The following is a 24,746-nucleotide window of genomic DNA, read 5'->3' as shown; positions in this document are numbered from 1 at the left end:
CTACAAAAATATTCAATAATTGAAACCTTTTATTTATCTGTAGTCATCAGCGTCGATTTCTTTTCCAGAATATTTACTTCTGGTTTGGCAATCACTTCACCTTTGATTTTCAAGGCAACTCGACCACTTTCTACGTTTACAGCATTGGTTTCAACTGTAATTGTTTTACGTATTGGACCAGGATTCATATTGTATTTCACATCAATTTTTCCCGTTTTTCCTGGCGCAATTGGCTCAGTTGGTTTAGATGGAACTGTACAACCACAAGTCGATTGAACATTGATAATCGTCAACGGCGCATCACCAGTATTGGTAAACTCAAACGAACGAATTCCAGAATCGGTATCTTTTGATACTTTTCCGTAGTCAATCGTGTTGTCAGCGTCTTTGAAAACAATTTTGGCACCAGTTTGAGCAAAAATGGCTACGTTAAATGCAAGTGCTAATCCAAGTATAATTTTTTTCATTTTGGTAATCTTTTTAGTTTTTGGTTTCGTAAAAATAGGTTGTTTTAATTAAAATACAAATAATTAAATCTTAAATTTTTTAAACAGTCTTAATTATTTTACTTTTGCAACAAATACAAAAAGCGTACCAAACCCATTTTTTCTGTCAGGAGCGAATGGCTTGGGCTTTATTTACTGACCATTTTCCCGCTGTCCGAGCTACATGGTAGCTTCTCCCATCGGGGCTAATTAGTGAATCATTTGTACTTTTGCATCAATTTTTATAACAACGAATATCTTATAATATGACAATTCCAGCACAATTCGACGCCAAAACAGTAGAAGAAAAATGGTACAGCTATTGGATGACCAACGGTTATTTCCATTCTGAACCAGATCATAGAACACCTTATACTATTGTAATTCCGCCACCAAACGTGACTGGCGTTTTGCACATGGGACATATGTTGAACAACACAATTCAAGACGTGTTAATTCGTCGTGCTCGTCTTAAAGGGTTCAATGCTTGTTGGGTGCCTGGAACTGACCATGCGTCTATCGCAACCGAAGCAAAAGTTGTTGCCAAACTAAAAAGTGAAGGAATCAACAAAAATGATTTAACGCGCGAAGAATTCCTAAAACACGCTTGGGATTGGACAAATAAATACGGCGGAACCATTCTAGAACAACTAAAACAATTGGGCTGTTCTTGCGATTGGAATCGTACCAAATTCACAATGGATCCAGATATGTCGGCATCTGTAATTCGTTCGTTTGTTGATTTATATAACAAAGGATTAATTTACCGTGGCTACCGAATGGTAAATTGGGATCCAGAAGCCAAAACAACACTTTCTGACGAAGAAGTGATTTATGAAGAACAACAAGGAAAATTATTTTACCTAAAATATAAAATCGAAGGAAGTGAAGAGTTTCTAACAGTTGCAACAACACGTCCAGAAACCATTTTTGGTGATACAGCTATTTGTATCAATCCATACGATGAACGTTTTTTGCACCTAAAAGGTAAAAAAGCCATCGTACCAATTTGCGGTAGAGTAGTGCCAATTATTGAAGACGAATATGTTGATATTGAATTTGGTACAGGTTGCTTAAAAGTTACACCAGCGCATGATGTTAATGACAAAATGTTGGGTGACAAACACAATCTTGAAATTGTAGATATTTTCAATGAAGACGCAACGTTAAATAGTTTCGGATTGCATTATCAAGGAAAAGATCGTTTTGTAGTTCGTGCCGAAATTGCAAAAGAATTGGAAGCTTCAGGAGCTTTAGCTAAAACCGAAACCCATTTAAACAAAGTAGGAACTTCTGAAAGAACAAAAGCGGTTATCGAACCACGTTTGTCTGATCAATGGTTTCTAAAAATGGAAGATTTGGTAAAACCAGCCATAAAAGCCGTTTTGGAAACAAACGAAATCAAATTATATCCTAAGAAGTTTGAAAATACGTATCGTCATTGGTTAGAAAATGTACGCGATTGGAATATTTCACGTCAACTTTGGTGGGGACAACAAATTCCTGCGTACTATTATGGAGATGGTAAAGAAGATTTTGTGGTAGCTGAAACTATCGAAGAAGCGTTAATTTTAGCTCAAAAAGCTACCAACAATCAACAATTAACTATAAACGATTTAACCCAAGACGTTGATGCGCTTGACACTTGGTTTTCTTCATGGTTATGGCCAATGACTGTTTTTGGAGGAATTATGAATCCAGAAAGTGAAGATTTTAAGTATTATTATCCAACAAACGATTTGGTTACAGGTCCAGATATTTTGTTTTTCTGGGTTGCTCGTATGATTATTGCGGGTTATGAATATGCTGATGACAAACCGTTTTCTAATGTTTATTTGACAGGAATTGTTAGAGATAAATTGGGTAGAAAAATGAGTAAATCATTAGGAAACTCACCAGAACCATTAGAATTGATTGAAAAATTTGGAGCTGATGGTGTTCGTGTTGGATTATTGTTAAGTGCTTCAGCAGGAAACGATATTCTATTTGACGAAGAACTATGTAACCAAGGAAAAGCATTTTCTAACAAAATATGGAATGCCTTTAAATTGATAAAAGGCTGGGAAGTCTCAACCACAATCGCTCAACCAGAATCATCTAAAGTTGCTATTGATTGGTATGAAGCTAAACTACAAAAAACGTTAGCCGAAATTGAAGATTTGTTTGAAAAATACCGTTTGTCAGAAGCCTTAATGGCTATTTACAAATTGGTTTGGGACGATTTCTGTTCATGGTTTTTAGAAATGATAAAACCAGCTTACCAACAACCAATAGACAAAGTAACTTTTGACAAAGCCATTGAAATGTTGGAAAATAATTTGAAATTATTACAACCATTTATGCCATTCTTAACAGAAGAAATTTGGCATTTAATTGCTGAAAGAACAAAAGAAGAAGCCTTAATAATCTCGACTTGGCCAGAATTAAAATCGTATGATGAAAAATTGATTACCGATTTTGATAACACTATCGAAGTTATTTCAGGAATCAGAAGCATCAGAAAAGATAAAAATTTGCCTTTCAAAGATGCCATTGATTTGAAAATCATCAATAATGATAAAGTTTCAACTTATTTTGATGTTATTGTTGCCAAACTTGGAAACATTACCAATCTTGAATATGTTTCAGAGAAAGTAGATTCTGCTTTGTCATTTAGAATAAAGTCTAACGAATATTTTATTCCAATTACTGGTTCAATCAATGTTGAAGAAGAGATTGCTAAATTGACTGAAGAATTGAAATATGCTCAAGGATTTTTAAAATCAGTTCAAGCTAAACTTTCAAATGAAAAATTTGTTGGTGGCGCACCAGAAAAAGTTCTAGAAATGGAACGCAAGAAAGAAGCGGATACACTAGCTAAAATTGCTACAATAGAACAGAGTTTAGCTAGTTTGAAGTAAGTTTTTAATAAATATTTTAAAATGCTATTTCATTAATTTTGAAATAGCATTTTTTTTTATTTTAAAACTTTATCTCTAAAAAAAGAGCTATTTCTAATTAGAATCCAAAAAGTTACAATTGCAATAATTGAACCTAAAGTATTCATGGCTAAATCTTCAAATGTGGCTGTTCTACCTTCAATAAAATAATGTTGTACTAATTCTAAAAGTCCACCGCCAACAAAGCAAGCTACAAAAGCATATAAGTAGTTTTTCGTGTCATTTTTATAAAGTAATAGGATAGAAAATGCCAATAACATATAGAAGAAAATATGTGAAAAAACTGAAAAATTATCTAACAAGTAATTTGTATTTAAGTATTTTTTATCAAAACTAATATCTCTTTTTTCAATTTTAGCAACTACTTTTTCTCCACACATCGAACCCATTAAAGGAATTTTGTTTGCAATTTTGGTACTAATCGTTTTAATACCGCCCTGTTCATAAGTTGCCGAAAAAGGAGGATTTCCAAATCTAAAATAACATTCAGGTGATGTATAGCTATACTTTCCATTATTTGTATAGTGATAAACGGCAAAGCTATCAGGAGATTTAAAGTTATCGCCTTCTTTTGGAAATTCATTTACTAATACAGGTGCTTTTATTGGAATGCACTCTAGAAAAAAAATGACAGTATAAATTAGAATAGGATGAAACAGTAGTTTTTTTAAAATTTTCATAGTTCTTTGAACCTTATTATGGGAAGTAAATGTAACATAAAAACTAATTTATATTGAAATTTCTGTTTTTTGATTAAATTAAATATTAAATAACTAAAATGTAAAATCTAAGATGTTACTCATTTTTTTAGTTTCTCTAAGTTCTGCTTTACTCTATATTCTGTTATTTTAGTGATTAAATCATATGGAATCGGTTTGTCTAATGGAAATTGAACAGTTCCTTTGGAGTTATTATATTTTGCAATTTCGTCTTTAAAAAATTCAATTCCTGAAGCTCCAGGATAAAAACCAATATGATTTTTGTAAGCGGCAAAATGCACCAAATTACCATGAAATTTGAATGTTGGAATTCCATAACCAATTGTTTCTTCAGCTTCTGGTGCACATTTTTTTATGGTTTTTCTAATTTCTTCTAAAACTGGAATTACTTTCTCGTCTTGTAACGCTATGTATTCATCAATAGTTTTATAATTAGTATTCATTATTTCTATTTTTTAAAATACTAAATTATAAAAAATAGTTATGAACTACAAGAGAGCATTGAGCAACCTACTTTTTCTCTTGCCCAATCTGGTCGTTTTGCATACCATTTTTCAAATTCAGGTTGCTCATCATAAGGTTTTTTTAATAGCTCAACTAGTTCATTTAAAACTGAGTAATCTTCATTTTCTGCAGCATCAATCGCTAATTGTGCCATGTAATTTCGAAGAACATATTTAGGATTTAGTCGATTCATTTTTGATTTCTTTTCTTCATCAGAAATCGTTTCTTCATTAAGTCGAAGCAAATATTTTTTAAACCATTTTTCCCATTCTTTTAAAATAGGTTTTGTGAGTTCGTTTGGTTTATAAAATGAGTTGTTTGCAATTGAAATTCCACAACCAGTTGAGTAATCTTTTTTGATAAAACTTAATTCTCGAAAGAAAATAGTCATATCAGTTTCAGTAACTTGAAGTAATTGCTCTAATTCAATAATTAGTTTTTTATCTTTCCTATTTGTCTTGAAAAATCCTAATTTATTTGACATCATCGTAAAATAGCGTTCTTCAAAATTATCTTTAAAATTGGATAATACTTTTTCAAAAGGAGCAGCTTCGTTTACTAAAGGATAAATAGAATTGGCGAGTTGATATAAATTCCACAAAGCAATTTCTGGTTGATTACCAAATCTATATCGCTTGTATTCTCGGTCTGTTGTATTAGGTGTCCAATTTGTATCATAATCTTCTAGCCAACCGTATGGACCATAATCAATTGTGATTCCGTGAATAGACATATTATCGGTATTCATAACACCGTGAACAAATCCGACACGTTGCCAATGAACAATCATTTCAAGCGTTTTATTAGCGACAAGTTCAAAAAAATGAATGTATTTTTCTTTTCCTTCAACTTCAATTTCTTTATAGTAATGTTTGATGGTATAATCGGCAAGTAATTTTAAATTTTGAATATCATTTCTAGCAGAAAAAATTTCAAAGTTCCCAAAACGAATAAACGATGGTGCAACTCTGCAAACAATGGCTCCTTTTTCGTAAGCTGGATTTCCATCATATAAAACATCTCTTAAAACCTGTTCACCAGATAATGATAAGGAAAGCGATCGAGTAGTGGGAACGCCCAAATGAAACATTGCTTCACTACATAAATGTTCCCGAATAGATGAACGCAAAACCGCTAAACCATCTGCTGTTCTTGAATAAGGTGTCTTTCCAGCACCTTTAAGTTGCAATGTATAGATTGAATTTTCTTTTTCAATTTCAAATAAATTAATTGCTCTTCCGTCGCCTAATTGTCCTGCCCAATGACCAAATTGGTGACCGCCATAACACATAGCAAAAGGTTTGGAATTTTCTAAAATTTTATTTCCAGAAAAAACTTCTAAAAATTCATTTGAGTTAGCTTCTTCTTCAGTGATTCCAATTAAATCCGCAACTTTTTTTGAGTAATGAATAAGCTTTGGATTTGAAGTAGGAGTTGGATTAACATATGAATAACAAGCATTAAATACTTGTCTAACTTGATTGGTTTCGTTAGAATCGGCAGGTAAATTTGCTGTAAATATGCTTTTAAAATCTATTTTCATTTGACTTATGTATGACTATCAAATGTAACTCAAAAATAGGGAAAATGATTTTCGTAATTTTCAAAAGATATTATATAATTACTAACAAAAAAAGGCTAGCGTAATGGCTAACCTTTTTTGTATTAATTTTAATTCGAAACTATCGTCTTCCACCACCAGAATTTCCTCTTGAAGAATCTGATTGTCCACTATTTCCAGAAGAACGCGAACTTTGCATTCCTAAATTTCTTGATGATGATTCTCTTGAAGTTTGCATGCTTGAATTGCTTCTTGTTGTGTTGTTTCTGGTTGTTTCACGAACAGGAGAACTTTCAATTTTCACATTTTCACTTCTAGTTGTGTTATTTCTAGTTGTCTCACGAACAGGAGAATTTTCAATTTTTACATTTTCACTTCTTGTTGTGTTATTTCTAGTTGTTTCACGTACTGGAGAATTTTCAATTTTTACAGATTCGCTTCTAGTTGTATTATTTCTAGTAGTTTCGCGAACTGGAGAATTTTCAATTTTAACAGATTCACTTCTAATTGTATTATTTCTAGTAGTTTCACGAACTGGAGAATTTTCAATTTTTACATTTTCACTTCTAGTTGTGTTGTTTCTAGTTGTTTCACGAACTGGAGAATTTTCTGCTCTTACATTTTCATTTCTTGTAGAAGAATTGCTTCTAACAGTTGAATTTCTATCAGTATTTCTAGTATTGTTGTAAGCTACATCTCTTCTTGTAGTTGATCTTGTTTTTTCAAGTTCATATCTGTTAGTATAACCAGAATTTCTTCTTGTGAATGAACGATCAGGATATTGTCTTTCAAAACCATTTCCTCTTCTGTGATAGTAATTATTGTAAGCTACGTGACATCTTCTATAGTTTACATAATTGTATTGATGTCCGAAATTAATCCAAAGTCCAACATTATGTCTGTATCTAAAAATTGGGTACGGATTCCAAAATGAGTAATAACTTGGATAGTAACCCCAATACCAACTTGAACAATAAGGACGATAGCTAGAAACCCAGAAATAATCATAAATTATAGGTGTATGAACATAAACCGGCTCATAAATATAATTGTCTCCATACATATAAACATCACCAACTACTTGCACTTGAACACGATTGTTATCATCTTTTTCAACTTCAATTGTAGCAACATCTTGAAATAAATCTTTACCTAAAACCGATTGTACAACAATTAAGTGCGTTCTTCCTTCAACAGATTCGATAACTCTCAAATAATCAACTTGATCATCGTTGTTCAAATCTAAATTTGAAAGTTGCATTTTTGGATCATTTAATCTTTTTTCAAAATCTTCAAGATTTTCTGAATCACCAAATATAGAAGCAATTGCTCGTAAATCGAGGTTGTCACTAATTTCTGAACTCATTGCATTGACCGTGGTTTTGTCTTGCGCAAATGAACTTGCAAACAGCAAACTCATAAGTGATGTAAGTAGTATTTTCGCTTTCATAATATAATAAATTATAGTTTATAATTGATTTCCTAAAGAAGTATCCAATATCTGTGCCAAGAATTGAAATAAAGTAAGTGGAAAGAAAGATAATATTGTATATTAGCAGTAAAATAGGCTAGTAACGATGAGGAATTCAATTTTTTTAACATTTTTTTTAACTTTTATTATTTCATGTAAATCGACTTTTACCGATAAAAAAGTTAATTCTACAACGATTTCGATGGATACTTTGTTGCTAGATAAAATTAGCGTGAGAGCCATTTCAGTTTCAGAAAATAATGTCTTTTATGCTGGAAATAAAAGTAGAGTAGGTTATTTCAACTTAAAAGATAAATCAAAGAAAGAAATTAGAGTTGATAAAGATTCCATTTCGTTAGAATATAGAAGTATTGCACAAACAGATGATGCAATTTTTGTTGTAAATGTTGGAAATCCAGCTCATTTATACAAAATTTCAAAAGATTTGAATTCGGTTAAATTAGTCTATTCTGATACTAACGAAAAAGTGTTTTTTGACAGCATGCAATTTTGGAATAACCAAGAAGGAATTGCAATAGGCGATCCAATTGATGATTGTTTACATATTATAGTCACAAATGATGGCGGAAATTCTTGGCATAAAATTTCTTGTGATAAATTACCAAAAACTGTTGAAGGCGAAGCGGCATTTGCAGCAAGTAATACTAATATAATTGTAAAAGAAAATCAAACTTGGCTAGTTTCTGGTGGAAAAAAATCTCGTGTATTCTTTTCGCCAGATAAAGGAAAAACTTGGGAAGTTTATGAAACACCAATTGTGCAAGGTGAAAGTATGACTGGAATTTTCACAGCCGATTTTTGCGATAAAAAAAATGGAATTGTGGCTGGTGGAAATTTTGAAAAACCAACTCAAAATTTTCAAAATAAAGCAATAACTAATGATGGCGGAAAAACATGGAAATTAATTGCCGAAAACGCTGGTTTTGGTTATGCTTCCTGCATTCAATATGTGCCAAATAGTAATGGAAAAAAACTAGTTTCGGTAGGAGCTACAGGTATTTTTAATTCAAATGATAAAGGAATTACCTGGAAACAAATTAGTTCAGATAATTCCTTTTATACAATTCGATTTGTAGATGCTTCAACTGCTATTGCCGCAGGAAAAGATAAGATTGTGAAGCTAGTTTTTTCTAACTAATCACGCTTATTTTTATACTGTTTCAATAATTTTCTATTGAAATCTTCGTCTGCTTTTTTAAGCTTCAAGATTTTTGTTGCAGGTAAAACTCCTTTCAAATCAGTAATAAATTTTTTTCTCAATTGGTGCAATTCATCTTCCGTTTTTTCCATTTGAGTTAAAGCTGTAGCGGCTTCTTTTTCGGTCAATTTATCTTCTGAATCATCTAAACGATTCCTATAACCTTTTATTTTTTCTTTTTTAATTTCTCTTTGCTTGTCATCAAAAGTGTTGTAAAGAGGCCAAAATTTTTCTGCTTCAGTGGTTGTCAAGTTTAGCTCATTGGTTATAAATGCTACTTTTGAAGCTTTAATTTGATCTCTAAATTTTCCACCTTGTGCAAATGTCAAAGCTGAAATCAAAAAAGCAATTACGGTAATTAAATTTATTTTTTTCATGATATTCTATTATAAGTTTTGTTCTAAGTCGATGTTTTCTAGGTCAATTACTTCTGATGAAATGTCTTCTAAATTATAGTCAACATTCATTTCTTTTAAATCGTTTTCATTTAATAAATCAACAATATCATCTTGCGAAACGGTTGAATGATCTAGTATGTAGGATTCTAATTCTGAAGTGTTTAGTTCGTTTGAATTGTTTTGTAATAAATAAAAAGTTGGAATTGTAAAGGAAACAATTAGAATTGCTGCAGCAGTCAAAAACCAATTTTTATTGGATTGATATAACGAAATCACCTTTGGTTTTTCTGATGGTAATTGTTGCATTACTCTTTCGGAAAAATCATTGAAATAGTTTTCAGGAATAGTAAATCCTGTTTCTATTTTGGGTTCGTTTTCTAAGTTAAAATTCTTCATATTCATTAGACTTTATTTTTGGTAAAAAGTTTAATTAGATTTCATATAATCTTCAATTTTTTTCACCGCGTGATGGTAAGATGCTTTCAAACCACCAACAGAAGTACCCAAAATTTCAGAAATGTTTTCATATTTTAGTTCTTCAAAATATTTCATCTTGAAGATTAATTGTTGTTTTTCGGGCAATAAGTTAATGGCTTTTTGCAACTTTAATTGAATTTCATTTCCATCAAAATAAACATCTGATTGCAAATTCTCTACAATTTTTGTTTGCAAAGCTTCGCTAGTTGTACCATTTCGTTTGGCTTTGTTGTTGATAAAAGTAATAGCTTCGTTAGTTGCAATTCGGTAAATCCACGAAAATAATTTGCTTTCACCTTTGAAGTTTTTCAAATTTTGAAATATTTTGATAAACGTATTTTGCAAAACATCATCAGTATCATCATGATTTAGAACAATGTTTCTAATATGATTGTACAAAGGTTTTTGGTAATGGTGCAAGAGTTTTTGAAACGCCTGATTTTGCGTTTTGGGATTCAATAATTCGGCTATAAATTCTTTTTCTTCTTGCAAGGTAAGATTACTTTATAGCATTTAGACTATAAAAAAGACAATAGGTTTAATTTGCAAAACTATTTTATTGAGGGCGATTCAAATCTGGAATTACAATAGATTTTTCAACATCGTTTTGAGTTGGTTCTACTTGCTTAATATCAGAAACTGGACTTATGACTCTTCTTTCTGTTTTAGCTTTAGGAATGTAATTTGAATAATCTACTTTTTTTGGAATCAAAATTGGAATGTAAATTACTGTTTTCCATTGAGATGATTTCTTTTCTTCAACTAAAGATTTAAGATATAATTCGATAAACGGTTGTGAAAAATCTTGTTTAAGACCTTTTTGCAATAGGTATTCTTCAATTTTGGAATAGGTTTCATCCAAATGAGAATAATCACCAGTTAACGTTGCTTTTACCGCTTGAAAAGCTTCTGATTTTCCAGTCAAAACTTCACTTTCTGGACCAGTTATAAATTCTTCTTTTAAGTCAATACAAACCCAAAAATTTGTAAAATCGTTGGCAACATCATATTTATTGAATAAAATATAAGGTTTGCCTTTTGACTCAATATTATTTTTTTGCAAAAACTTCTCAATTTTTGGCAGAATCGCTCTGAAGTTTTTGGTAATATTTGAAATCTTACTATTGATTGGATAATAAGCATAATTGTTGCCCATTTTGGTAACTTTTCCGTTTACAACAATATCGTAAGTACTAATTTCTTGATGCAAAGAATTGTCAATTGTAGCTAGACTTTTCTCATACATTTTGCCCAAAATTTTATCTGGACCACCATTTAGCATAGTGTAAATTTTGAATACAAAAGGCATAACACCTTTGCTTCTCCAGGTAACTTTTGTTTTTCCAAGAGTATCTTTAAAAGTCCAGTAAACTTCTGATTCTGAATTGTTAAAAACTATTTTTTGAGTAATAGTTTTATTTTCTTTGGTATCAGTTGTAGTAAAACTACCAGAATCATCTTCGTTTTTCCATGCAAAAGAAGCACCTTTTCCAATTGTGTTTTTTGGAAAAATATAATCGGTTTTTGCTCCATTTTCGGAGGGATTATAAAAGTATTCCCAGTTTTTATAATCGTTTATGTAGTTGTATAAAGTGACTCTTGGAGAATTAATTATTCTACTTCTTGTAACATCATAGTTACCTTTTTGAGTTGCAAAAAACACACTCATTGCAAATGCAGCAAGTAATAGGAGTAGGAATAAATATTTTAAAATTCTCATTTAGTAGGCTAAAATATAAGAATGTAAACTTATGATAAAATTGTTAAAATGTAAAGAATAATAGATGTTTTTTTATCTTTTCATAAAAACTTTAATTACAAAAAGAATCCCAATAAAAAGGATGAATGCAAGTAGTACTTTATAACTTCCTTTATAGAAAAATTGATGCATGGAAGCGTCTTTTCTATAAACAAAAATGGAAGCAATTATGAATGCTATCACAAATAAACCTGCAAAAATTAATTGTCCAGTGCTAAACATATTTTCTTTAAAATTTTGCGTAAAAATACTTATTTATTATCAAAAAAATGTATTTTGCATCTTCAAAAAAAACAATAGTATGCAAAATAAACTTAACGCTGTCAAAGAATTTCACACAGCCTATAAACTTGGATATAGCGAAACAATGAAAGCCGATTTGGGGGAGCAAAAAAATTTACTTCGTTATAACCTAATGAAAGAAGAAAATGAAGAATACTTGGAAGCAGTTCAAAATAATGATATTGTAGAAGTCGCCGATGCACTTGGTGATATGTTATATATTTTATGCGGAACAATTATTGAACACGGTTTACAAGATAAAATTGAAGCTGTTTTCAACGAAATTCAAAGAAGCAACATGAGTAAACTTGGCGAAGACGGACAGCCAATTTATAGAGAAGATGGAAAAGTAATGAAAGGGCCAAATTATTTCAAACCTAATTTTGATGAGATTTTGAAGTAGTCGCAGTTTACAGTCTCAGTTTACAGTCTCAGTTAGCAGTGTGTTATGCCTAATACATACTCAGAGAGGACGAATTCAATAACTTAATGCAATTTTTAAGACAAAATATATTAAATGAAAATATCAGAAAAGCACAAACATGAAAGTGAAAGACTTAAACTCTTAGAATCGTATTCAATCTTAGATACCTTACCTGAGATTGATTATGATAACATAACCGCTATCGCTTCTGAAATATGTAATACGCCTATTTCGCTTGTCAGTCTAATTGATTCTAAACGGCAATGGTTTAAATCCCATCACGGGTTAAATGTGTCTGAAACTACAAAAGATTACGCTTTTTGTGCTCACGCAATAATTGACCCAAACGATATTTTTATCATTCAGGACGCAAGAAAAGACGAACGTTTTTTTGATAATCCATTGGTTACAGGAGAACCAAATATAATTTTTTATGCTGGAGTTCCTTTGGTTGGCGAAAATAATTTGCCCATTGGAACTTTATGTGTAATTGACAATAAACCAAAATTATTAAGTCAAACTCAAATACACGCCTTAAAAGCCTTAGCAAATCAAGTGATGAATTTGCTAGAGTTAAGAAAAACTAAAGCTCGATTAGAACAAGCTTTGGAAGATGTTGAACAAATAAACCAAGAATTGGAGAGTTTTGCCTTTATCGCTGCGCACGATTTAAAATCACCATTGAATAATATTTCATCAATTACTAATTTATTTTTAAATTCATACGGTGAAAAATTAGAGGAAGACGGTCGAGAATTAATTGAATTAATCGCCTTCTCTTCTGCAAAATTAAGAAAATTAATAGATGGATTACTTGAATATAGCAAATCCAATACAATACTTAAAGAGGATAAAGTTGAAGTAAATTTAACGGAATTAGTAAAGGATATTAAAGGTCTTTTTCATTTTGAAAATAATTTTGAAATTACCTTAAAGTCGTCTTTAGATACAATTTTTACGAATAGAACAGCAATAGAACAAATTTTTATCAATCTGGTCTCAAATTCAATTAAATACAATGATAAGCCAAAAACTGAAATAGAGATAGAAATAAAAGAAGATGATTCTAAATATATTATTTCTATAAAAGACAATGGTACGGGTATTTCTAAAGAAAATCAGGATAAAGTATTTCAAATCTTTAAAGTTCTTGCACACGAAGACAAATTCGGACAGCGTGGCAATGGAATAGGTTTGGCAACAGTAAAAAAAATAATTGTGGCTTTAGGAGGTACTATTAATATTGAATCGGAACTTGGTGCTGGAGCAAGGTTTTATTTTACTCTAGAAAAGTAATCATTATTTGACAACTTAAAATTGTTAGAAAAAGAAAATATTAAGGACTAGGAATAACAGCAGTTACAAGAAATTGCTAGACCTAGGTTTTTTATAATACGTTTTGTTAATCAAAGTTTTGTTTATGTTCGTAATTGACAGTAAACAAATTACGTCAGTGCCAGAATAACCAAAACTATAATTTTACTGATAACTGCGACTGAAAACTTAAATTTTAACCGTCCAGCCAAAAGTATCGTCAGCCAGTTTATATTGAATTTTGGTTAAATCTTCTTTTAACTGCAAAGCAAATGATTTTTCTAGTTTAGGCAATTGGTATTCTGTTCCTTGATAAGAGAAAGCTACAATTGGACTAACAACAGCTGCTGTTCCTGCTCCGAAAATTTCTTTCAAACTGCCATCTTTAGCAGCATTTACCAATTCTTCTACAAGAACTGAACGAACTTCTACATCCAATCCGTCACGTTTGGCTAGTTCAATCAAACTTTTTCTTGTTACACCATCCAAAATTCTTTCGCTTGTAGGTGCTGTATATAAGGTATCGTTTATTCTGAAGAAAACATTCATTGTTCCAGCTTCTTCTAGTTTGGTATGCGTAGCATCGTCTGTCCAAATAATTTGTTGAAAACCTTTTTCGTTTGCCAATTTAGTTGGATAGAATTGTGCTGAATAATTTCCAGCAGCTTTAGCAGCTCCAATTCCACCATTGGCAGCACGACTGTAATGTTCGGCAATAATAACTTTCACTTCGCCAGAATAATAAGATTTGGCTGGCGAAAGAATTATCATAAATCTATATTGAGTTGAAGGTTGTGCAATTACTCCAGAACCGATCGCAATCATGAATGGTCTAATGTAAAGTGTGTTTCCCAGACCTTTTTTTACCCAATTTCTCTCAATATCTAGAATTGTTTTTAAACCATTAATAAAAATTTCTTCTGGAACTTCTGGCATCGCCATTCTAGTTGCTGATTTATTAAAACGCTTAAAATTTTCATCAGGTCTAAACAACCACACATCATCATTTTCATCTTTGTAGGCTTTCATTCCTTCAAAAATGGCTTGACCATAATGAAAAACCTTTGCTGAAGGATCTATCATGAATGGTTCGTAGGGTTTTATAGTTGCTTTTTGCCATTTTCCGTCTTTATAATCACATAGTAACATGTGATCAGTAAATATATTTCCGAAGGCAAGATTTTCGAAATCTACAGTGTCGATTTTAGAAGAATTCACTCTAACTATATCGATTTCGTTAGCGTTTAGTGTAGTCATTATTGATTTTTAGTTTCTGCTAGAGATTGTATTTTATTTAAAATCAATAATTTACAATAAAAGAGCAGGTATTATTTAGTTTTTGCTAAACTAATAAAAAAATGGATTGATTTTGTATTCAAAAGAATTTATTTATTCACTTTTTTAACTTCTATTAAATTGCTAAAATTTATTATATAATGTTGTTAAAAATCCTAATTATCTAGTTAATTTTGTAGAAAATTAAAAACAATAATTCTAATGAAAAAAATAGTTTATGTTGCTATTATCATGATGGCTTTAGCAAGTTGTAAAAAAGAAAAACCTGTTTCTTATGCTGAATTTGGAGATAAAATAACGGCCGAAGGTGCCATTACTAAAGAAACACTGCTTGAAAAGTATAAAGCAATGAAAGAAACTGATACTCTTGAAGTTAAAGTAGCAACCAAAATTGTTGATGTTTGCCAAAAGAAAGGATGCTGGATGAACTTAGATTTAGGAAATGACCAAACTGCTTTTGTGAAGTTTAAAGATTATGCCTTTTTTGTTCCATTAAACGCTGCCGAAAGTGAAGTTATTGTAAATGGAAAAGCATTTGTTGAGTTAACTTCTGTTGAAGATTTAAAAGAATATGCCAAAGATGCTGGAAAATCGCAAGCGTCTATTGATAGTATTGTTGCTCCAGAAACCAATTATTCGTTTATGGCCGACGGTGTTTTAATCAAAAAATAGTGTTGATGAAACAATTAGCAGTAGTTTTATTTTCAATTTTAGTTTTGTTTTCTTGCCAGAAAAAGCAAGAAGATGCTGAAGCATGTTCTACCGAAGATAAAGAATTCAAAATGTATGAAATGTCAGAAATGGCAATGCTCATGGAGCAAATGTATGCGCACAATCAACAATTGAGATTAAGAATTATAAAAGGTGATTCAGTTGGAACTTTTCCTGATTTTTTCAATAAAATATATTCGGCAAAGTTTACAACTAGCAACGATAACGACGTTTTTTTTCAAGAAAATGCTAAGAAATATATCGACGCCCAACAATTGATTTATTCTGAATCTGAAAATGTAAAAGAAAATTTCAATAAAGGTGTTGATGCTTGCATAACTTGTCATAAAGGAAAATGTGGAGGACCAATTCCGAGAATTAAAAAATTATACATCAAGTAATTTTGAAACGTGAAATCCTAACTACAAACGATGGTTCAACGACCATTCACTTGCCCGATTGGGATGAAAGTTATCATTCTAAACACGGCGCCATTCAAGAAGCTTATCATGTTTTTATCAAAAGCGGGCTTTCATTGTTTAAAGAAAAGTCTATTTCTATTTTAGAAATTGGCTTTGGAACAGGTTTGAATGCTTTTATAACTTATTTAGAAGCTAAAAAATACAATCAAACTATAGATTATGTTGGAGTAGAAGCTTACCCAGTTTTATCTAATGAAGCTTTACAAATGAATTATGTCTCCGAATTAAATGCAACTGAAGAAACAGAAGTTTTTGCTAAAATGCACCAATCTTCATGGGAAGAAAAACATTCCATATCATCAAATTTTTCATTAACTAAGCGTAAACAATTTTTTCAAGATATTTCAGATGAAAATGCTTTTGATTTAATTTATTTTGATGCTTTTGGTTTTAGAGTGCAACCTGAACTTTGGTCACTCGAAATTTTTCAGAAAATGCACAAAGCATTAAAAATAAATGGAGTTTTAGTAACCTATGCCTGTAGAGGCTCTATAAAAAGAGCTATGTTAGAATGTAGATTCAAAGTTGAAAAATTACCAGGAGCACCTGGAAAGCGAGAAATGTTGCGGGCTACAAAATTTTAACTTATTATTTGAATTTGGTATTTGAAAATAATTTAATTTTGAAATACTAAAAAAATACTTTTCACGTTCTTATTAAATCATAGATTTAAAAGTCTAACCAATTAAAAACTAATTATGTCAAGATTGATTTATGACTACACTAAGTCGGTGCTTGAAAGAGTAAGCTTTGATGCTATCCTTTTTTGCAAAGAATTAGACAAAGCAGTCAGAGTGCTTTTGCCTTATGAAGTAGAACAACTTACAGAATGGTTGTTAAATTTTACCCAGGAAAAGCCAGAATTAAGGCAATGTTTATTGATTATCAACAAATAAAACTAAAAGGAACTTAAACGGTTCCTTTTTTTATGCTAATTATTTAAATTATTAATTGAAATACAAATACTACAATATTAATTTAAAAGCTCATATAATCGATTTATTCTGCTTTTAATCGGTAAAAAATCAATTTTTTATTTGGTTGTTTCAAAAAAAGAGTTTAATTTTACTTAAGTCTTTCCCCCAAATTGACTAAAAACTTAACCTTAATCTAAAATTTTATGCCTAGAATGATTTACGATTACACTAAATCAACTCTTGAGAGTGTAAGCTTTGACCCAAATCTCTTTAAAAAAGAATTGAAAAAAGGAGTGAGAAACCTTTTGCCTTATGAAGTTGATCAGCTTAAGAATTGGCTTCTTTATTATACGACCAATAAGCCTGAGCTAGAAAGGTGTTTAAATGATATTGAAAAGGAATCTTTCTTTCAATAATATTTTTTTCATATTAAACTGACTTTCTAACCTTTCATCATATGCCTATAATTAACTATTTTATATAAAATCAGTTTTGGAAAAAGCTGCTAATGATTCGATATTATTAAAAAAAGAAGTAGATAAAGGACTTGAAAATTTATTTCGTTTTGAAGTTTTTGTAATTAGTGTTTTGGCTAAAGTCTTATTCGATTGATAAACCTGAACTAAAAAAGTATTGAAAGTAATTCAGACTGTTTCTTAAACATTCTATTTAATTTATTTGTAAAAGCTTTTTTAGTTTGTTTGTATTTTTCTAGCAAAAGTATATATTTGTTAAAATTTAGTTAACAATAAACTTTTAAACTCTTTACGATTAAAACTATACTAATTACTGGTGCTGCTGGCGGATTAGGTGCCGCAACAGCTAACTATTTTGCTCAAAAAGGATGGAATGTTATAGCCACAATGATTTCAATAGACGAGGCTATTGTTTATAAAGACATTCCGAATGTAAAATGTTACAAGCTTAACGTTACTTCATCAGAAAGCATTGAGAAAGCAAAAACTGCTATTTTAAACGATTATAAATCAATTGATGTCATTATTAATAATGCAGGTGTTGGATATAGAAGTTTTGTAGAACTTTCTGAAGACACCAAAATCGATTCAATTGTAGATGTTAACTGGCTTGGTGTTGTTAAAGTTTGTCGCGCTTTTATACCGCATTTTAGAGAACAAAATAAAGGTCAGTTTATCAATATTTCTTCTATTGCAGGATTGGTAAATTTGCCTTTAGGGAGTTTTTACCATTCAACTAAGCAAGCAATTGAAAGTTTTTCAGAGTGTATGGCGTATGAATTGATGGATTTCAATATAAGCGTTTGTACCGTTCAATTTGGAAATGCACCAACCAATTTTCAGAAAAATGTTACCAAATGTGAACCTACTTCTATTGCTTCCTATAATGCAATGATGAAAAAAATAACGGATATTTTGAACAAAAAAACTTGTAAAAACCAAGATTTGACAGCAAGTATTGTTAAGAAACTATATACTATTTCAGAAAATCCAAATAAAAGTTTTAGAAAATATACTATTGGATTTGATGCTAATTTGATGAAATATTTGCGAAGATTTTTAGGTTATAGAGCATTTAATTTTGTGATAAGGAAAAAGGTTTTAAAGAAGTAAAAATAATTGTATTTGAGTGTAAAAGAAACTATTTTTGCAAAACAACAACACACTATCTAATGAATACAATAACTACTACTAATTTTAATTTTCCCAATCAAAAATCTGTTTATCGAGGCAAGGTTCGTGAAGTTTACAATATAAACGACCAACTTTTGGTAATGGTTGCAACCGACAGATTATCGGCTTTTGACGTAGTGATGCCAAAAGGAATTCCGTACAAAGGTCAAATTCTGAATCAAATTGCGACTAAGTTCATGCAACTTACCGAAGATATTGTTCCCAATTGGTTAATTGCAACACCAGATCCAAATGTGGCAGTTGGTCATTTATGCGAGCCATTTAAAGTTGAAATGGTAATTCGTGGATATGTTTCGGGACATGCTGCTCGCGAATATGCTATAGGAAAAAGAATGCTTTGCGGTGTTGAAATGACCGAAGGATTAAAAGAAAATGATAAATTTCCAACACCAATAATTACACCAACTACCAAAGCTGATAATGGTTCGCATGATGAAGATATTTCGCGTGAAGCTATTTTGGAAAAAGGAATTGTAAGCGAAGAAGATTATTTAATTTTAGAAAAATACACTAGAGCTTTATACCAACGTGGAACTGAAATTGCAGCTTCTAGAGGATTGATTTTGGTAGATACCAAATATGAATTTGGTAAAACCAAAGATGGTAAAATTGTATTGATTGACGAGATTCACACACCTGATTCTTCTCGTTATTTTTATGCCGATGGTTATCAGGAAAGACAAAATAATAATGAAGAACAAAAACAATTATCTAAAGAATTTGTACGTCGTTGGTTGATAGAAAACGGTTTTCAAGGTAAAGATGGTCAACAAATTCCAGATATGACTGATGATTATATTGAATCGGTTTCGGAGCGATATATTGAACTTTATGAGAATATTTTGGGTGAAAAATTCGTAAAAGCTGATATTACCAATATTAATGAACGAATAGAAGCGAATGTTGTTTCTTATTTGAAAAATTTATAGAAAATGGTTGGCTAACTAGCCCCGATTGGAGAAAGTAGCTGCCGACTTGTTTCTTTAACAAGTTGGCACTACTTCGGAAAGCGGGAATTACGATTCCTAAAATGCCCGAACCAATCGCTCCAAATATAAAAAACGTCCCAAATCAACTAAGTTTTGGGACGTTTTGGTTTAAAAACTAACGCAATTAATAACTTGTAATATCGCCAGAACCTGATACTTTTGAATCGATGGTTGCTGGTTTTGATTTGTAATGAATATTTCCGCTGCCAGCTACAGTAGCTTTTAGTTTGTTGATGCAATTTACTTTTAAGTCGCCCGAACCGGCTACCGAAACATCGGCGTTTTGAGCCGTAAGTTTTGAGCAACTTAAGTCACCTGAACCTGCTACTTTAGCTTCTAATTCTTCCGTAGTTCCCGAAATCTTCAAATCGCCTGAACCAGTAAGAGATGTTGTTAATTTTTTAGTGTTGACTGTGATATCTCCATCGCCAGAACCTGTTAAGTTGGCTTCAAAATTGTTTGCAGTTATAGTATCTTTAGTTACAATTTCTCCAGAACCAGCAAAAGAAACGGCACTAATTTCTTCAAAAGGAACAGTAATTACAATGTCAGAATGATAAGAATAGTTTTTATTCTTTTCAAAACCAATTTTGAGCTTTGAACCATTGACTTCAGTAACAATGTGACTTATAATATTTTCATCACCAGAAATTGTGATAGTACCTTCTTTTCCTGCTACTAATTCAACTTTAAAAGATCCGCCTGCTGAGATTTCATCATACGATTCGGTCGTTCTGGTAATGGTCGTTTGAACACCGTTTCCTTTGATTTTTTCACCTTTCCAGTTTTGAGCATTTGCTAGTGAAATACTCATAAATACTGATAATAATACTAGTTTCTTCATGTTTTTATTTAGTTAAAAGTTGAACGCTTCCGTAATTGGTTGAAATTTTCATTGTTGCTTTTCCTTGACTAATATGATAACCCGAATAGGCTTTTGATGTGTTTTTTTCTGATTTTTGAGTGTATTTCAAATCTAAGTCTTCTTTGAAAGAGCCATAACTAAGATTTATATCAAAATTGAATGCAAAATCAGAGCTGCAAGTTATTTTTGAATTGGTGTAATTTCCATTTATCGCAATAGCATCCGTTTTATTTGAAACTGAAAATTGAATATCACTATAATTTGAACTTATGTTGATGGCGTTTCCAATTTCGCCCAGTTTTAATGTTAGGTAGTTTCCGTCAATAGCTATTTTTTGAATAGAACTTGCTTTGACTTTGGTATAATTAGAAGACAAATTCAATCCGCCAACGTTTTGAAAATTGAAAGTATTATAATTTCCATCAATATTTATATGGTTCACTTTTTGAAAATCAACATCAGAATATTGGCTTTCTAAATTCAACTTGTCAATAGAATTTATAGATGAATTTGAGGAATAGGCAATGCTTATATTGTTCGTTTTGTTGTTAAATTGCCCAAGAATAATGCTTCCATAATGGCATGTTATATCTGAACTTCCGTTTAATTTTTCTACTGTAATATTTCCGTATTTATTAGTTAAATCAATGCTTCCGTTTCTTGGAATTTTCACGGTATAATTTATTTCGTAACTTATATTGCTACTTTTCCATTCTTTGGTTGTAAAGATTGTCTTAGCAGAAACTTTGCTTGCAGTGGCAGCAAAATCAACGTCAATTGTATTTAGTCTTTCATTGATTTTCTTCTCGTTATTGCCCGACACTTTAATGTTTACTTGAATTGAAATTTTGTTTTCATCCCATAAATAGACGTTTACATTTCCGTACGAATTGGTTATGTTAACTTGCGCATCATCGTTGACAGCGTAGGTTTTTGAAATAGTTTTTTCTTTATTGTAAGCATGATTATCGTCATTAAATCCAAAAGAAAGTATTGGAAATAAAATAATTATAAATACTATTTTAACTATGGTTTTCATTTGCTTCAATTTTTAAATTATTAATAGTATCAACTTGGTCTAATACTGATTTTATAAAGGAAATTCGAGTTTCCATATTGGTAATCATGGCATAAATAATCTGTTTGTTTTCGCCATTTTTGATAATTTCGCCTTTTAAATTTTCATAATCTTTTTCTAATGCTTCCATTTGTTTCATGGCATCATTTATAAGTGCTTTACTTTGCGGTGTTTCTTTTTTCTTAAGAGTTTCAAGTTCGGCATTGATTACAGATGAAAAATAATCGTGTGTTTCTTGTACTTGAGGCGAAAAAGATATTACTTGTTTCTTTTCTGATGTGTAATTCAGATATAAAAACCCAAAGCCAAATAGGAGCGAAGCCGCAATAGATAAAGGAATCCAATTTCTTTTTTTCTTAGGCTGTTTATTTTTTAGTTTATCCAAAAATCGCTTATCATGACCTTGATTGGGTATTTCAAAATCCCAATTGTCTTGATTTTTAAATAAATCGTTTATTTTATCGTTGGCACTCATAAGGCATTTAATTTTGTTCTCAAACTTTCTTTTGCTCTGCTCATCATCGTTCGGCAGTTTTCGTAACTTATATTTAGTATTTGTGTAATTTCTTCTAAATCATAACCTTCAATAAAAAATAAGGTTAAAATAATTTTGTAATTGGGTTTCAAGCTTTGAATGGTTTTTAAAACTGATTCAGCTTTTAGTTCATTATATGAAATGCCATTGTCATTACTATCATCAATAACTTCAGTATTCTCATCAAGTCTTTCTATTTGATGTTTTGATACTTTTTTATATTCATCAATACTATTGTTTACTACAATTTTTTTCAACCAAGCACCAAATGTTACTTTTCCGCTATACGAATCTAATTTGGTAAACGCTTTCAAGAAACTTTCTTGCATAATATCTTCTGCCAATGCATAATCATTAACAATTCTGAAAGCTACATTAAACATTGCTTTATAATATTTATTATAAATTGTTAGTTGCGCTTTTTCATTGTTCTCTTTGCACAGATTGAGAAGAATGGCAATATCTACTTCTTGGTTTTTCAAACGTTTTGGTTAGTTAATCTATATAAAAGACAGTTGAGTTTTTAGAATGTTACAGTTTTTGAAAATATTCTTTATAAAAATAAAAAATCCAGACGATTAATCTGGATTTTGATGTAATATAAATTCTTTAAGCTTATTTAAAATAAGAAAAACTATGATTGTTTTCTATTTGTAACAAACTTTCATAAATCAATTTGATTACGTTTTCTACATCATCTCTATGAACCATTTCTACCGTAGTGTGCATATAACGTAATGGTAATGAAATTAATGCAGAAGCAACGCCACCGTTACTATAAGCAAAAGCATCAGTGTCGGTACCTGTAACACGAGAAGTAGCATGACGTTGAAACGGAATTTTGTTTTTCTCTGCCGTGTCCACAATTAGTTCTCTAAGTTTATTCTGAACAGCTGGTGCATAAGCAATAACTGGACCTTTTCCCATTTGCAATTCGCCTTCAATTTTCTTATCAATCATTGGAGTAGTGGTGTCATGACAAACATCGGTTACTATGGCAACATTTGGTTTGATAGTTTGCGTAATCATTTCGGCACCTCTAAGCCCAATTTCTTCCTGAACAGAGTTAACAATATATAATCCAAAAGGTAATTTCTGCTTGTTTTCTTTCAGCAAACGGGCAACTTCAGCAATCATAAATCCGCCCATTCTGTTATCAATGGCTCTGCAAACAAATTTATCTTTATTCAAAATCATAAATTCATCAGGATAGGTAATGACGCAACCTACATGAATTCCCAGTTTTTCAACCTGTTCTTTGGTTTCACAACCGCAATCTATAAAAATATTGAACTGTGTAGCTGCTTCTTCTTTTCCACGTCCACGAGTGTGAATCGCTGGCCAACCGAAAACACCTTTTACAATTCCGTTTTTAGTGTGAATATTAACGCGTTTAGAAGGCGCAATTTGATGGTCAGAACCACCATTTCTTATAACATATATTAGTCCGTTATCAGTAATGTAGTTTACATACCATGAAATTTCATCCGAATGTCCTTCAATTACTACTTTAAAAGGCGCATCTGGGTTTATAATTCCAACGGCACTTCCGTATGTGTCGGTTATAAAAGTATCAACATAGGGTTTTAGATAATCCATCCAAAGTTTTTGCCCTTCACTCTCATATCCTGTTGGTGAAGCATTGTTCAAATATTTTTCTAAAAATGAAATGGATGATTTTGTAAGTATTGATTTTGTTGCCATAATATTTTTTTTTGCTAAAATATAAATTTGGCATTACACTTGTTATATATATTGTATAATTTTGGAAAATAATTACAAGTTTATGAATTCGCTAAAGTATTTTGTTTTTTGTTTAGTTGTTTCTTTTACGGTTAACGCCCAAGTTATCGAGAAAGATACAACCAAAATGGGTTACGATCTCAAAGATATAGATACACTTTCTAACGAACCAATTCAGTTAGAAGAAATACTTGTATATAAGGAGAAACTCGATCCCGAAGCAAAAAAGCAATATTTATTATTAAGGAATAGAGTTTACAAAACATATCCTTATGCCAAAATCGCATCTGAAAGACTAACCATACTCAAAAAGAATATGGATAAACTGAAAACAGAAAAAGAGAAAAGAAAGTATTTCAAAATCGTAGAAGACTACATGGAAAACGAATTTGAAGCCCAACTCAAAAAACTTTCTCGCAAGCAAGGCCAAATTTTGGTTAAGCTAATTCACCGTCAAACAGGCTTTACAACTTATTCACTTATTAAAGACTATAAAAGTGGCTGGAAAGCATTTTGGTCTAACAATACTGCTAGATTATTCGATATAAATCTTAAAACCAAATACGCTCCGTATCAAGTCAACGAAGATTTTCTTATCGAAAGTATCTTGTATCGTGCCTTCAATTCAGGTAGATTAGTAAACCAACCACCAGCCAATCCAGTCGATTACGACGAATTATACGAGCATTGGCAACAACTCGCTGTAAAAATTAATAAGTAGTTTTTCTAGAAGCTCATCGCGCTTTTCGTTGCAATCTTGCCCAAATTTGGCAATTTTTCTACGTTTTGCAAGGAGCTTGCGTTGGTCGCTCTTTCAAAAACGAGAAAAATAAGCCAAATTTGGGCAAGGATTTCCACTACAATCACGGCTATTGGGATCTATTTTCAAAAGAAACTCATGCTAAACC

At 31.1% G+C, this 24,746-nt stretch carries 28 protein-coding genes; 12 read left to right on the top strand and 16 right to left on the bottom strand.

Features of this window, described 5'->3' with window-relative positions; all coding sequences use genetic code 11:
* Positions 1-29: 29 nt before the first annotated feature.
* Positions 30-467 carry a DUF1573 domain-containing protein gene (locus O9267_RS14095; protein WP_298180673.1) on the bottom strand — a complete coding sequence of 146 codons (438 nt, stop codon included), beginning with the start codon at positions 465-467 and terminating at the stop codon, positions 30-32.
* A gap of 284 nt (positions 468-751) precedes the next feature.
* On the opposite strand from O9267_RS14095, the gene O9267_RS14090 reads away from it, so the two are divergent.
* On the top strand, positions 752-3,385 hold the full coding sequence (locus O9267_RS14090) for a valine--tRNA ligase (RefSeq protein WP_298180671.1): 2,634 nt from the start codon (positions 752-754) through the stop codon (positions 3,383-3,385).
* Positions 3,386-3,441: 56 nt separating this feature from the next.
* Here O9267_RS14090 and O9267_RS14085 read toward each other — a convergent pair whose 3' ends face one another.
* The 4 genes from O9267_RS14085 to O9267_RS14070 all read right to left on the bottom strand — a co-directional run bounded on the left by O9267_RS14085 (position 3,442) and on the right by O9267_RS14070 (position 7,658).
* Positions 3,442-4,104: a VanZ family protein gene (locus tag O9267_RS14085; RefSeq protein ID WP_298180669.1), complete on the bottom strand. Its 663-nt coding sequence runs from the start codon at positions 4,102-4,104 to the stop codon at positions 3,442-3,444.
* Between the two features lie 119 nt (positions 4,105-4,223).
* Complete coding sequence (locus O9267_RS14080) at positions 4,224-4,586, bottom strand: DUF1801 domain-containing protein (protein ID WP_298180667.1); 363 nt, start codon at positions 4,584-4,586, stop codon at positions 4,224-4,226.
* Positions 4,587-4,624: 38 nt separating this feature from the next.
* Positions 4,625-6,199, bottom strand: coding sequence for a protein adenylyltransferase SelO (locus tag O9267_RS14075; RefSeq protein ID WP_298180731.1), 1,575 nt, complete (start codon positions 6,197-6,199; stop codon positions 4,625-4,627).
* 130 nt (positions 6,200-6,329) lie between these two features.
* Entirely contained in the window at positions 6,330-7,658 is a 1,329-nt protein-coding gene (locus O9267_RS14070) for a hypothetical protein (RefSeq protein WP_298180665.1), read from the bottom strand.
* A 127-nt stretch (positions 7,659-7,785) separates the two neighbouring features.
* On the opposite strand from O9267_RS14070, the gene O9267_RS14065 reads away from it, so the two are divergent.
* Entirely contained in the window at positions 7,786-8,838 is a 1,053-nt protein-coding gene (locus O9267_RS14065) for an oxidoreductase (protein ID WP_298180663.1), read from the top strand.
* On the opposite strand, the gene O9267_RS14060 is transcribed toward O9267_RS14065, so the two are convergent.
* The 5 genes from O9267_RS14060 to O9267_RS14040 all read right to left on the bottom strand — a co-directional run bounded on the left by O9267_RS14060 (position 8,835) and on the right by O9267_RS14040 (position 11,754).
* Positions 8,835-9,275, bottom strand: coding sequence for a sensor of ECF-type sigma factor (locus tag O9267_RS14060; RefSeq protein ID WP_298180661.1), 441 nt, complete (start codon positions 9,273-9,275; stop codon positions 8,835-8,837). The two genes, O9267_RS14065 and O9267_RS14060, sit on opposite strands and share 4 nt — an antisense overlap.
* Before the next feature lie 9 nt (positions 9,276-9,284).
* Positions 9,285-9,692 carry a hypothetical protein gene (locus O9267_RS14055; RefSeq protein WP_298180659.1) on the bottom strand — a complete coding sequence of 136 codons (408 nt, stop codon included), beginning with the start codon at positions 9,690-9,692 and terminating at the stop codon, positions 9,285-9,287.
* 30 nt (positions 9,693-9,722) lie between these two features.
* A complete protein-coding gene (locus O9267_RS14050; RefSeq protein ID WP_298180658.1) occupies positions 9,723-10,265 on the bottom strand; it encodes a sigma-70 family RNA polymerase sigma factor in 543 nt (180 codons plus the stop codon).
* Positions 10,266-10,329: 64 nt separating this feature from the next.
* Positions 10,330-11,493, bottom strand: coding sequence for a transcriptional regulator (locus O9267_RS14045; RefSeq protein WP_298180656.1), 1,164 nt, complete (start codon positions 11,491-11,493; stop codon positions 10,330-10,332).
* A gap of 72 nt (positions 11,494-11,565) precedes the next feature.
* Positions 11,566-11,754, bottom strand: a complete 189-nt coding sequence (locus O9267_RS14040) for a hypothetical protein (protein WP_298180654.1) — start codon at positions 11,752-11,754, stop codon at positions 11,566-11,568.
* A 79-nt stretch (positions 11,755-11,833) separates the two neighbouring features.
* On the opposite strand from O9267_RS14040, the gene O9267_RS14035 reads away from it, so the two are divergent.
* Positions 11,834-12,217, top strand: a complete 384-nt coding sequence (locus O9267_RS14035; RefSeq protein WP_298180652.1) for a nucleoside triphosphate pyrophosphohydrolase family protein — start codon at positions 11,834-11,836, stop codon at positions 12,215-12,217.
* Positions 12,218-12,331: 114 nt separating this feature from the next.
* Positions 12,332-13,534 (top strand): ATP-binding protein, encoded by a 1,203-nt coding sequence (locus O9267_RS14030; RefSeq protein ID WP_298180651.1) that lies wholly within the window; start codon positions 12,332-12,334, stop codon positions 13,532-13,534.
* Positions 13,535-13,741: 207 nt separating this feature from the next.
* On the opposite strand, the gene O9267_RS14025 is transcribed toward O9267_RS14030, so the two are convergent.
* A complete protein-coding gene (locus O9267_RS14025) occupies positions 13,742-14,809 on the bottom strand; it encodes a branched-chain amino acid aminotransferase (protein ID WP_298180649.1) in 1,068 nt (355 codons plus the stop codon).
* A 240-nt stretch (positions 14,810-15,049) separates the two neighbouring features.
* Between O9267_RS14025 and O9267_RS14020 the strand changes: the two genes are divergently transcribed.
* The 7 genes from O9267_RS14020 to O9267_RS13990 all read left to right on the top strand — a co-directional run bounded on the left by O9267_RS14020 (position 15,050) and on the right by O9267_RS13990 (position 19,557).
* A complete protein-coding gene (locus O9267_RS14020) occupies positions 15,050-15,520 on the top strand; it encodes a DUF4920 domain-containing protein (RefSeq protein WP_298180647.1) in 471 nt (156 codons plus the stop codon).
* Positions 15,521-15,525: 5 nt separating this feature from the next.
* Positions 15,526-15,960, top strand: coding sequence for a hypothetical protein (locus tag O9267_RS14015; protein WP_298180645.1), 435 nt, complete (start codon positions 15,526-15,528; stop codon positions 15,958-15,960).
* A 2-nt stretch (positions 15,961-15,962) separates the two neighbouring features.
* On the top strand, positions 15,963-16,625 hold the full coding sequence (mnmD, locus tag O9267_RS14010) for a tRNA (5-methylaminomethyl-2-thiouridine)(34)-methyltransferase MnmD (RefSeq protein ID WP_298180643.1): 663 nt from the start codon (positions 15,963-15,965) through the stop codon (positions 16,623-16,625).
* 114 nt (positions 16,626-16,739) lie between these two features.
* The gene (locus O9267_RS14005; protein ID WP_298180641.1) at positions 16,740-16,937 is read left to right on the top strand and encodes a hypothetical protein; all 198 of its coding nucleotides are present in this window, start codon (positions 16,740-16,742) and stop codon (positions 16,935-16,937) included.
* 224 nt (positions 16,938-17,161) lie between these two features.
* Positions 17,162-17,374, top strand: coding sequence for a hypothetical protein (locus tag O9267_RS14000; protein WP_298180639.1), 213 nt, complete (start codon positions 17,162-17,164; stop codon positions 17,372-17,374).
* A 354-nt stretch (positions 17,375-17,728) separates the two neighbouring features.
* Entirely contained in the window at positions 17,729-18,547 is an 819-nt protein-coding gene (locus tag O9267_RS13995; RefSeq protein ID WP_298180729.1) for an SDR family NAD(P)-dependent oxidoreductase, read from the top strand.
* Positions 18,548-18,606: 59 nt separating this feature from the next.
* Positions 18,607-19,557 (top strand): phosphoribosylaminoimidazolesuccinocarboxamide synthase, encoded by a 951-nt coding sequence (locus tag O9267_RS13990; RefSeq protein WP_298180637.1) that lies wholly within the window; start codon positions 18,607-18,609, stop codon positions 19,555-19,557.
* A 184-nt stretch (positions 19,558-19,741) separates the two neighbouring features.
* On the opposite strand, the gene O9267_RS13985 is transcribed toward O9267_RS13990, so the two are convergent.
* From O9267_RS13985 to O9267_RS13965, 5 genes are all read right to left on the bottom strand, one after another.
* Complete coding sequence (locus O9267_RS13985) at positions 19,742-20,461, bottom strand: head GIN domain-containing protein (protein WP_298180636.1); 720 nt, start codon at positions 20,459-20,461, stop codon at positions 19,742-19,744.
* A 4-nt stretch (positions 20,462-20,465) separates the two neighbouring features.
* A complete protein-coding gene (locus O9267_RS13980) occupies positions 20,466-21,521 on the bottom strand; it encodes a hypothetical protein (RefSeq protein WP_298180635.1) in 1,056 nt (351 codons plus the stop codon).
* A complete protein-coding gene (locus O9267_RS13975; RefSeq protein WP_298180633.1) occupies positions 21,505-22,035 on the bottom strand; it encodes a hypothetical protein in 531 nt (176 codons plus the stop codon). Before O9267_RS13975 ends, O9267_RS13980 begins: the two co-directional genes overlap by 17 nt.
* Positions 22,032-22,577 carry an RNA polymerase sigma factor gene (locus tag O9267_RS13970; RefSeq protein ID WP_298180630.1) on the bottom strand — a complete coding sequence of 182 codons (546 nt, stop codon included), beginning with the start codon at positions 22,575-22,577 and terminating at the stop codon, positions 22,032-22,034. The genes O9267_RS13975 and O9267_RS13970 overlap by 4 nt, the downstream gene beginning before the upstream one ends.
* Before the next feature lie 133 nt (positions 22,578-22,710).
* Positions 22,711-23,799: a M42 family metallopeptidase gene (locus tag O9267_RS13965; protein WP_298180628.1), complete on the bottom strand. Its 1,089-nt coding sequence runs from the start codon at positions 23,797-23,799 to the stop codon at positions 22,711-22,713.
* Between the two features lie 82 nt (positions 23,800-23,881).
* Between O9267_RS13965 and O9267_RS13960 the strand changes: the two genes are divergently transcribed.
* On the top strand, positions 23,882-24,559 hold the full coding sequence (locus O9267_RS13960; protein ID WP_298180626.1) for a DUF4294 domain-containing protein: 678 nt from the start codon (positions 23,882-23,884) through the stop codon (positions 24,557-24,559).
* Positions 24,560-24,746 lie beyond the last annotated feature (187 nt).

The sequence above is a fragment of the Flavobacterium sp. genome, assembly GCF_027531705.1.
In the GTDB taxonomy this organism is placed as follows: domain Bacteria; phylum Bacteroidota; class Bacteroidia; order Flavobacteriales; family Flavobacteriaceae; genus Flavobacterium.
Note: the sequence above shows the minus strand (reverse complement) of the source record. Positions and strands in the feature narration are given on the sequence as shown.

Coding starts and splice junctions, on each gene's coding strand:
- O9267_RS14085 (WP_298180669.1), bottom strand. CDS start 4,104: ATGAAAATTTTAAAAAAACTACTGTTTCATCCTATTCTAATTTATACT.
- O9267_RS14080 (WP_298180667.1), bottom strand. CDS start 4,586: ATGAATACTAATTATAAAACTATTGATGAATACATAGCGTTACAAGAC.
- O9267_RS14015 (WP_298180645.1), top strand. CDS start 15,526: ATGAAACAATTAGCAGTAGTTTTATTTTCAATTTTAGTTTTGTTTTCT.
- O9267_RS13980 (WP_298180635.1), bottom strand. CDS start 21,521: ATGAAAACCATAGTTAAAATAGTATTTATAATTATTTTATTTCCAATA.
- O9267_RS14000 (WP_298180639.1), top strand. CDS start 17,162: ATGCCTAGAATGATTTACGATTACACTAAATCAACTCTTGAGAGTGTA.
- O9267_RS13985 (WP_298180636.1), bottom strand. CDS start 20,461: ATGAAGAAACTAGTATTATTATCAGTATTTATGAGTATTTCACTAGCA.
- O9267_RS13960 (WP_298180626.1), top strand. CDS start 23,882: ATGAATTCGCTAAAGTATTTTGTTTTTTGTTTAGTTGTTTCTTTTACG.
- O9267_RS14030 (WP_298180651.1), top strand. CDS start 12,332: ATGAAAATATCAGAAAAGCACAAACATGAAAGTGAAAGACTTAAACTC.
- O9267_RS14095 (WP_298180673.1), bottom strand. CDS start 467: ATGAAAAAAATTATACTTGGATTAGCACTTGCATTTAACGTAGCCATT.
- O9267_RS14045 (WP_298180656.1), bottom strand. CDS start 11,493: ATGAGAATTTTAAAATATTTATTCCTACTCCTATTACTTGCTGCATTT.
- O9267_RS14070 (WP_298180665.1), bottom strand. CDS start 7,658: ATGAAAGCGAAAATACTACTTACATCACTTATGAGTTTGCTGTTTGCA.
- O9267_RS13975 (WP_298180633.1), bottom strand. CDS start 22,035: ATGAGTGCCAACGATAAAATAAACGATTTATTTAAAAATCAAGACAAT.
- O9267_RS14035 (WP_298180652.1), top strand. CDS start 11,834: ATGCAAAATAAACTTAACGCTGTCAAAGAATTTCACACAGCCTATAAA.
- O9267_RS14020 (WP_298180647.1), top strand. CDS start 15,050: ATGAAAAAAATAGTTTATGTTGCTATTATCATGATGGCTTTAGCAAGT.
- O9267_RS14055 (WP_298180659.1), bottom strand. CDS start 9,692: ATGAAGAATTTTAACTTAGAAAACGAACCCAAAATAGAAACAGGATTT.
- O9267_RS13965 (WP_298180628.1), bottom strand. CDS start 23,799: ATGGCAACAAAATCAATACTTACAAAATCATCCATTTCATTTTTAGAA.
- O9267_RS14040 (WP_298180654.1), bottom strand. CDS start 11,754: ATGTTTAGCACTGGACAATTAATTTTTGCAGGTTTATTTGTGATAGCA.
- O9267_RS14025 (WP_298180649.1), bottom strand. CDS start 14,809: ATGACTACACTAAACGCTAACGAAATCGATATAGTTAGAGTGAATTCT.
- O9267_RS14005 (WP_298180641.1), top strand. CDS start 16,740: ATGTCAAGATTGATTTATGACTACACTAAGTCGGTGCTTGAAAGAGTA.
- O9267_RS14090 (WP_298180671.1), top strand. CDS start 752: ATGACAATTCCAGCACAATTCGACGCCAAAACAGTAGAAGAAAAATGG.
- O9267_RS13990 (WP_298180637.1), top strand. CDS start 18,607: ATGAATACAATAACTACTACTAATTTTAATTTTCCCAATCAAAAATCT.
- O9267_RS14065 (WP_298180663.1), top strand. CDS start 7,786: ATGAGGAATTCAATTTTTTTAACATTTTTTTTAACTTTTATTATTTCA.
- O9267_RS14060 (WP_298180661.1), bottom strand. CDS start 9,275: ATGAAAAAAATAAATTTAATTACCGTAATTGCTTTTTTGATTTCAGCT.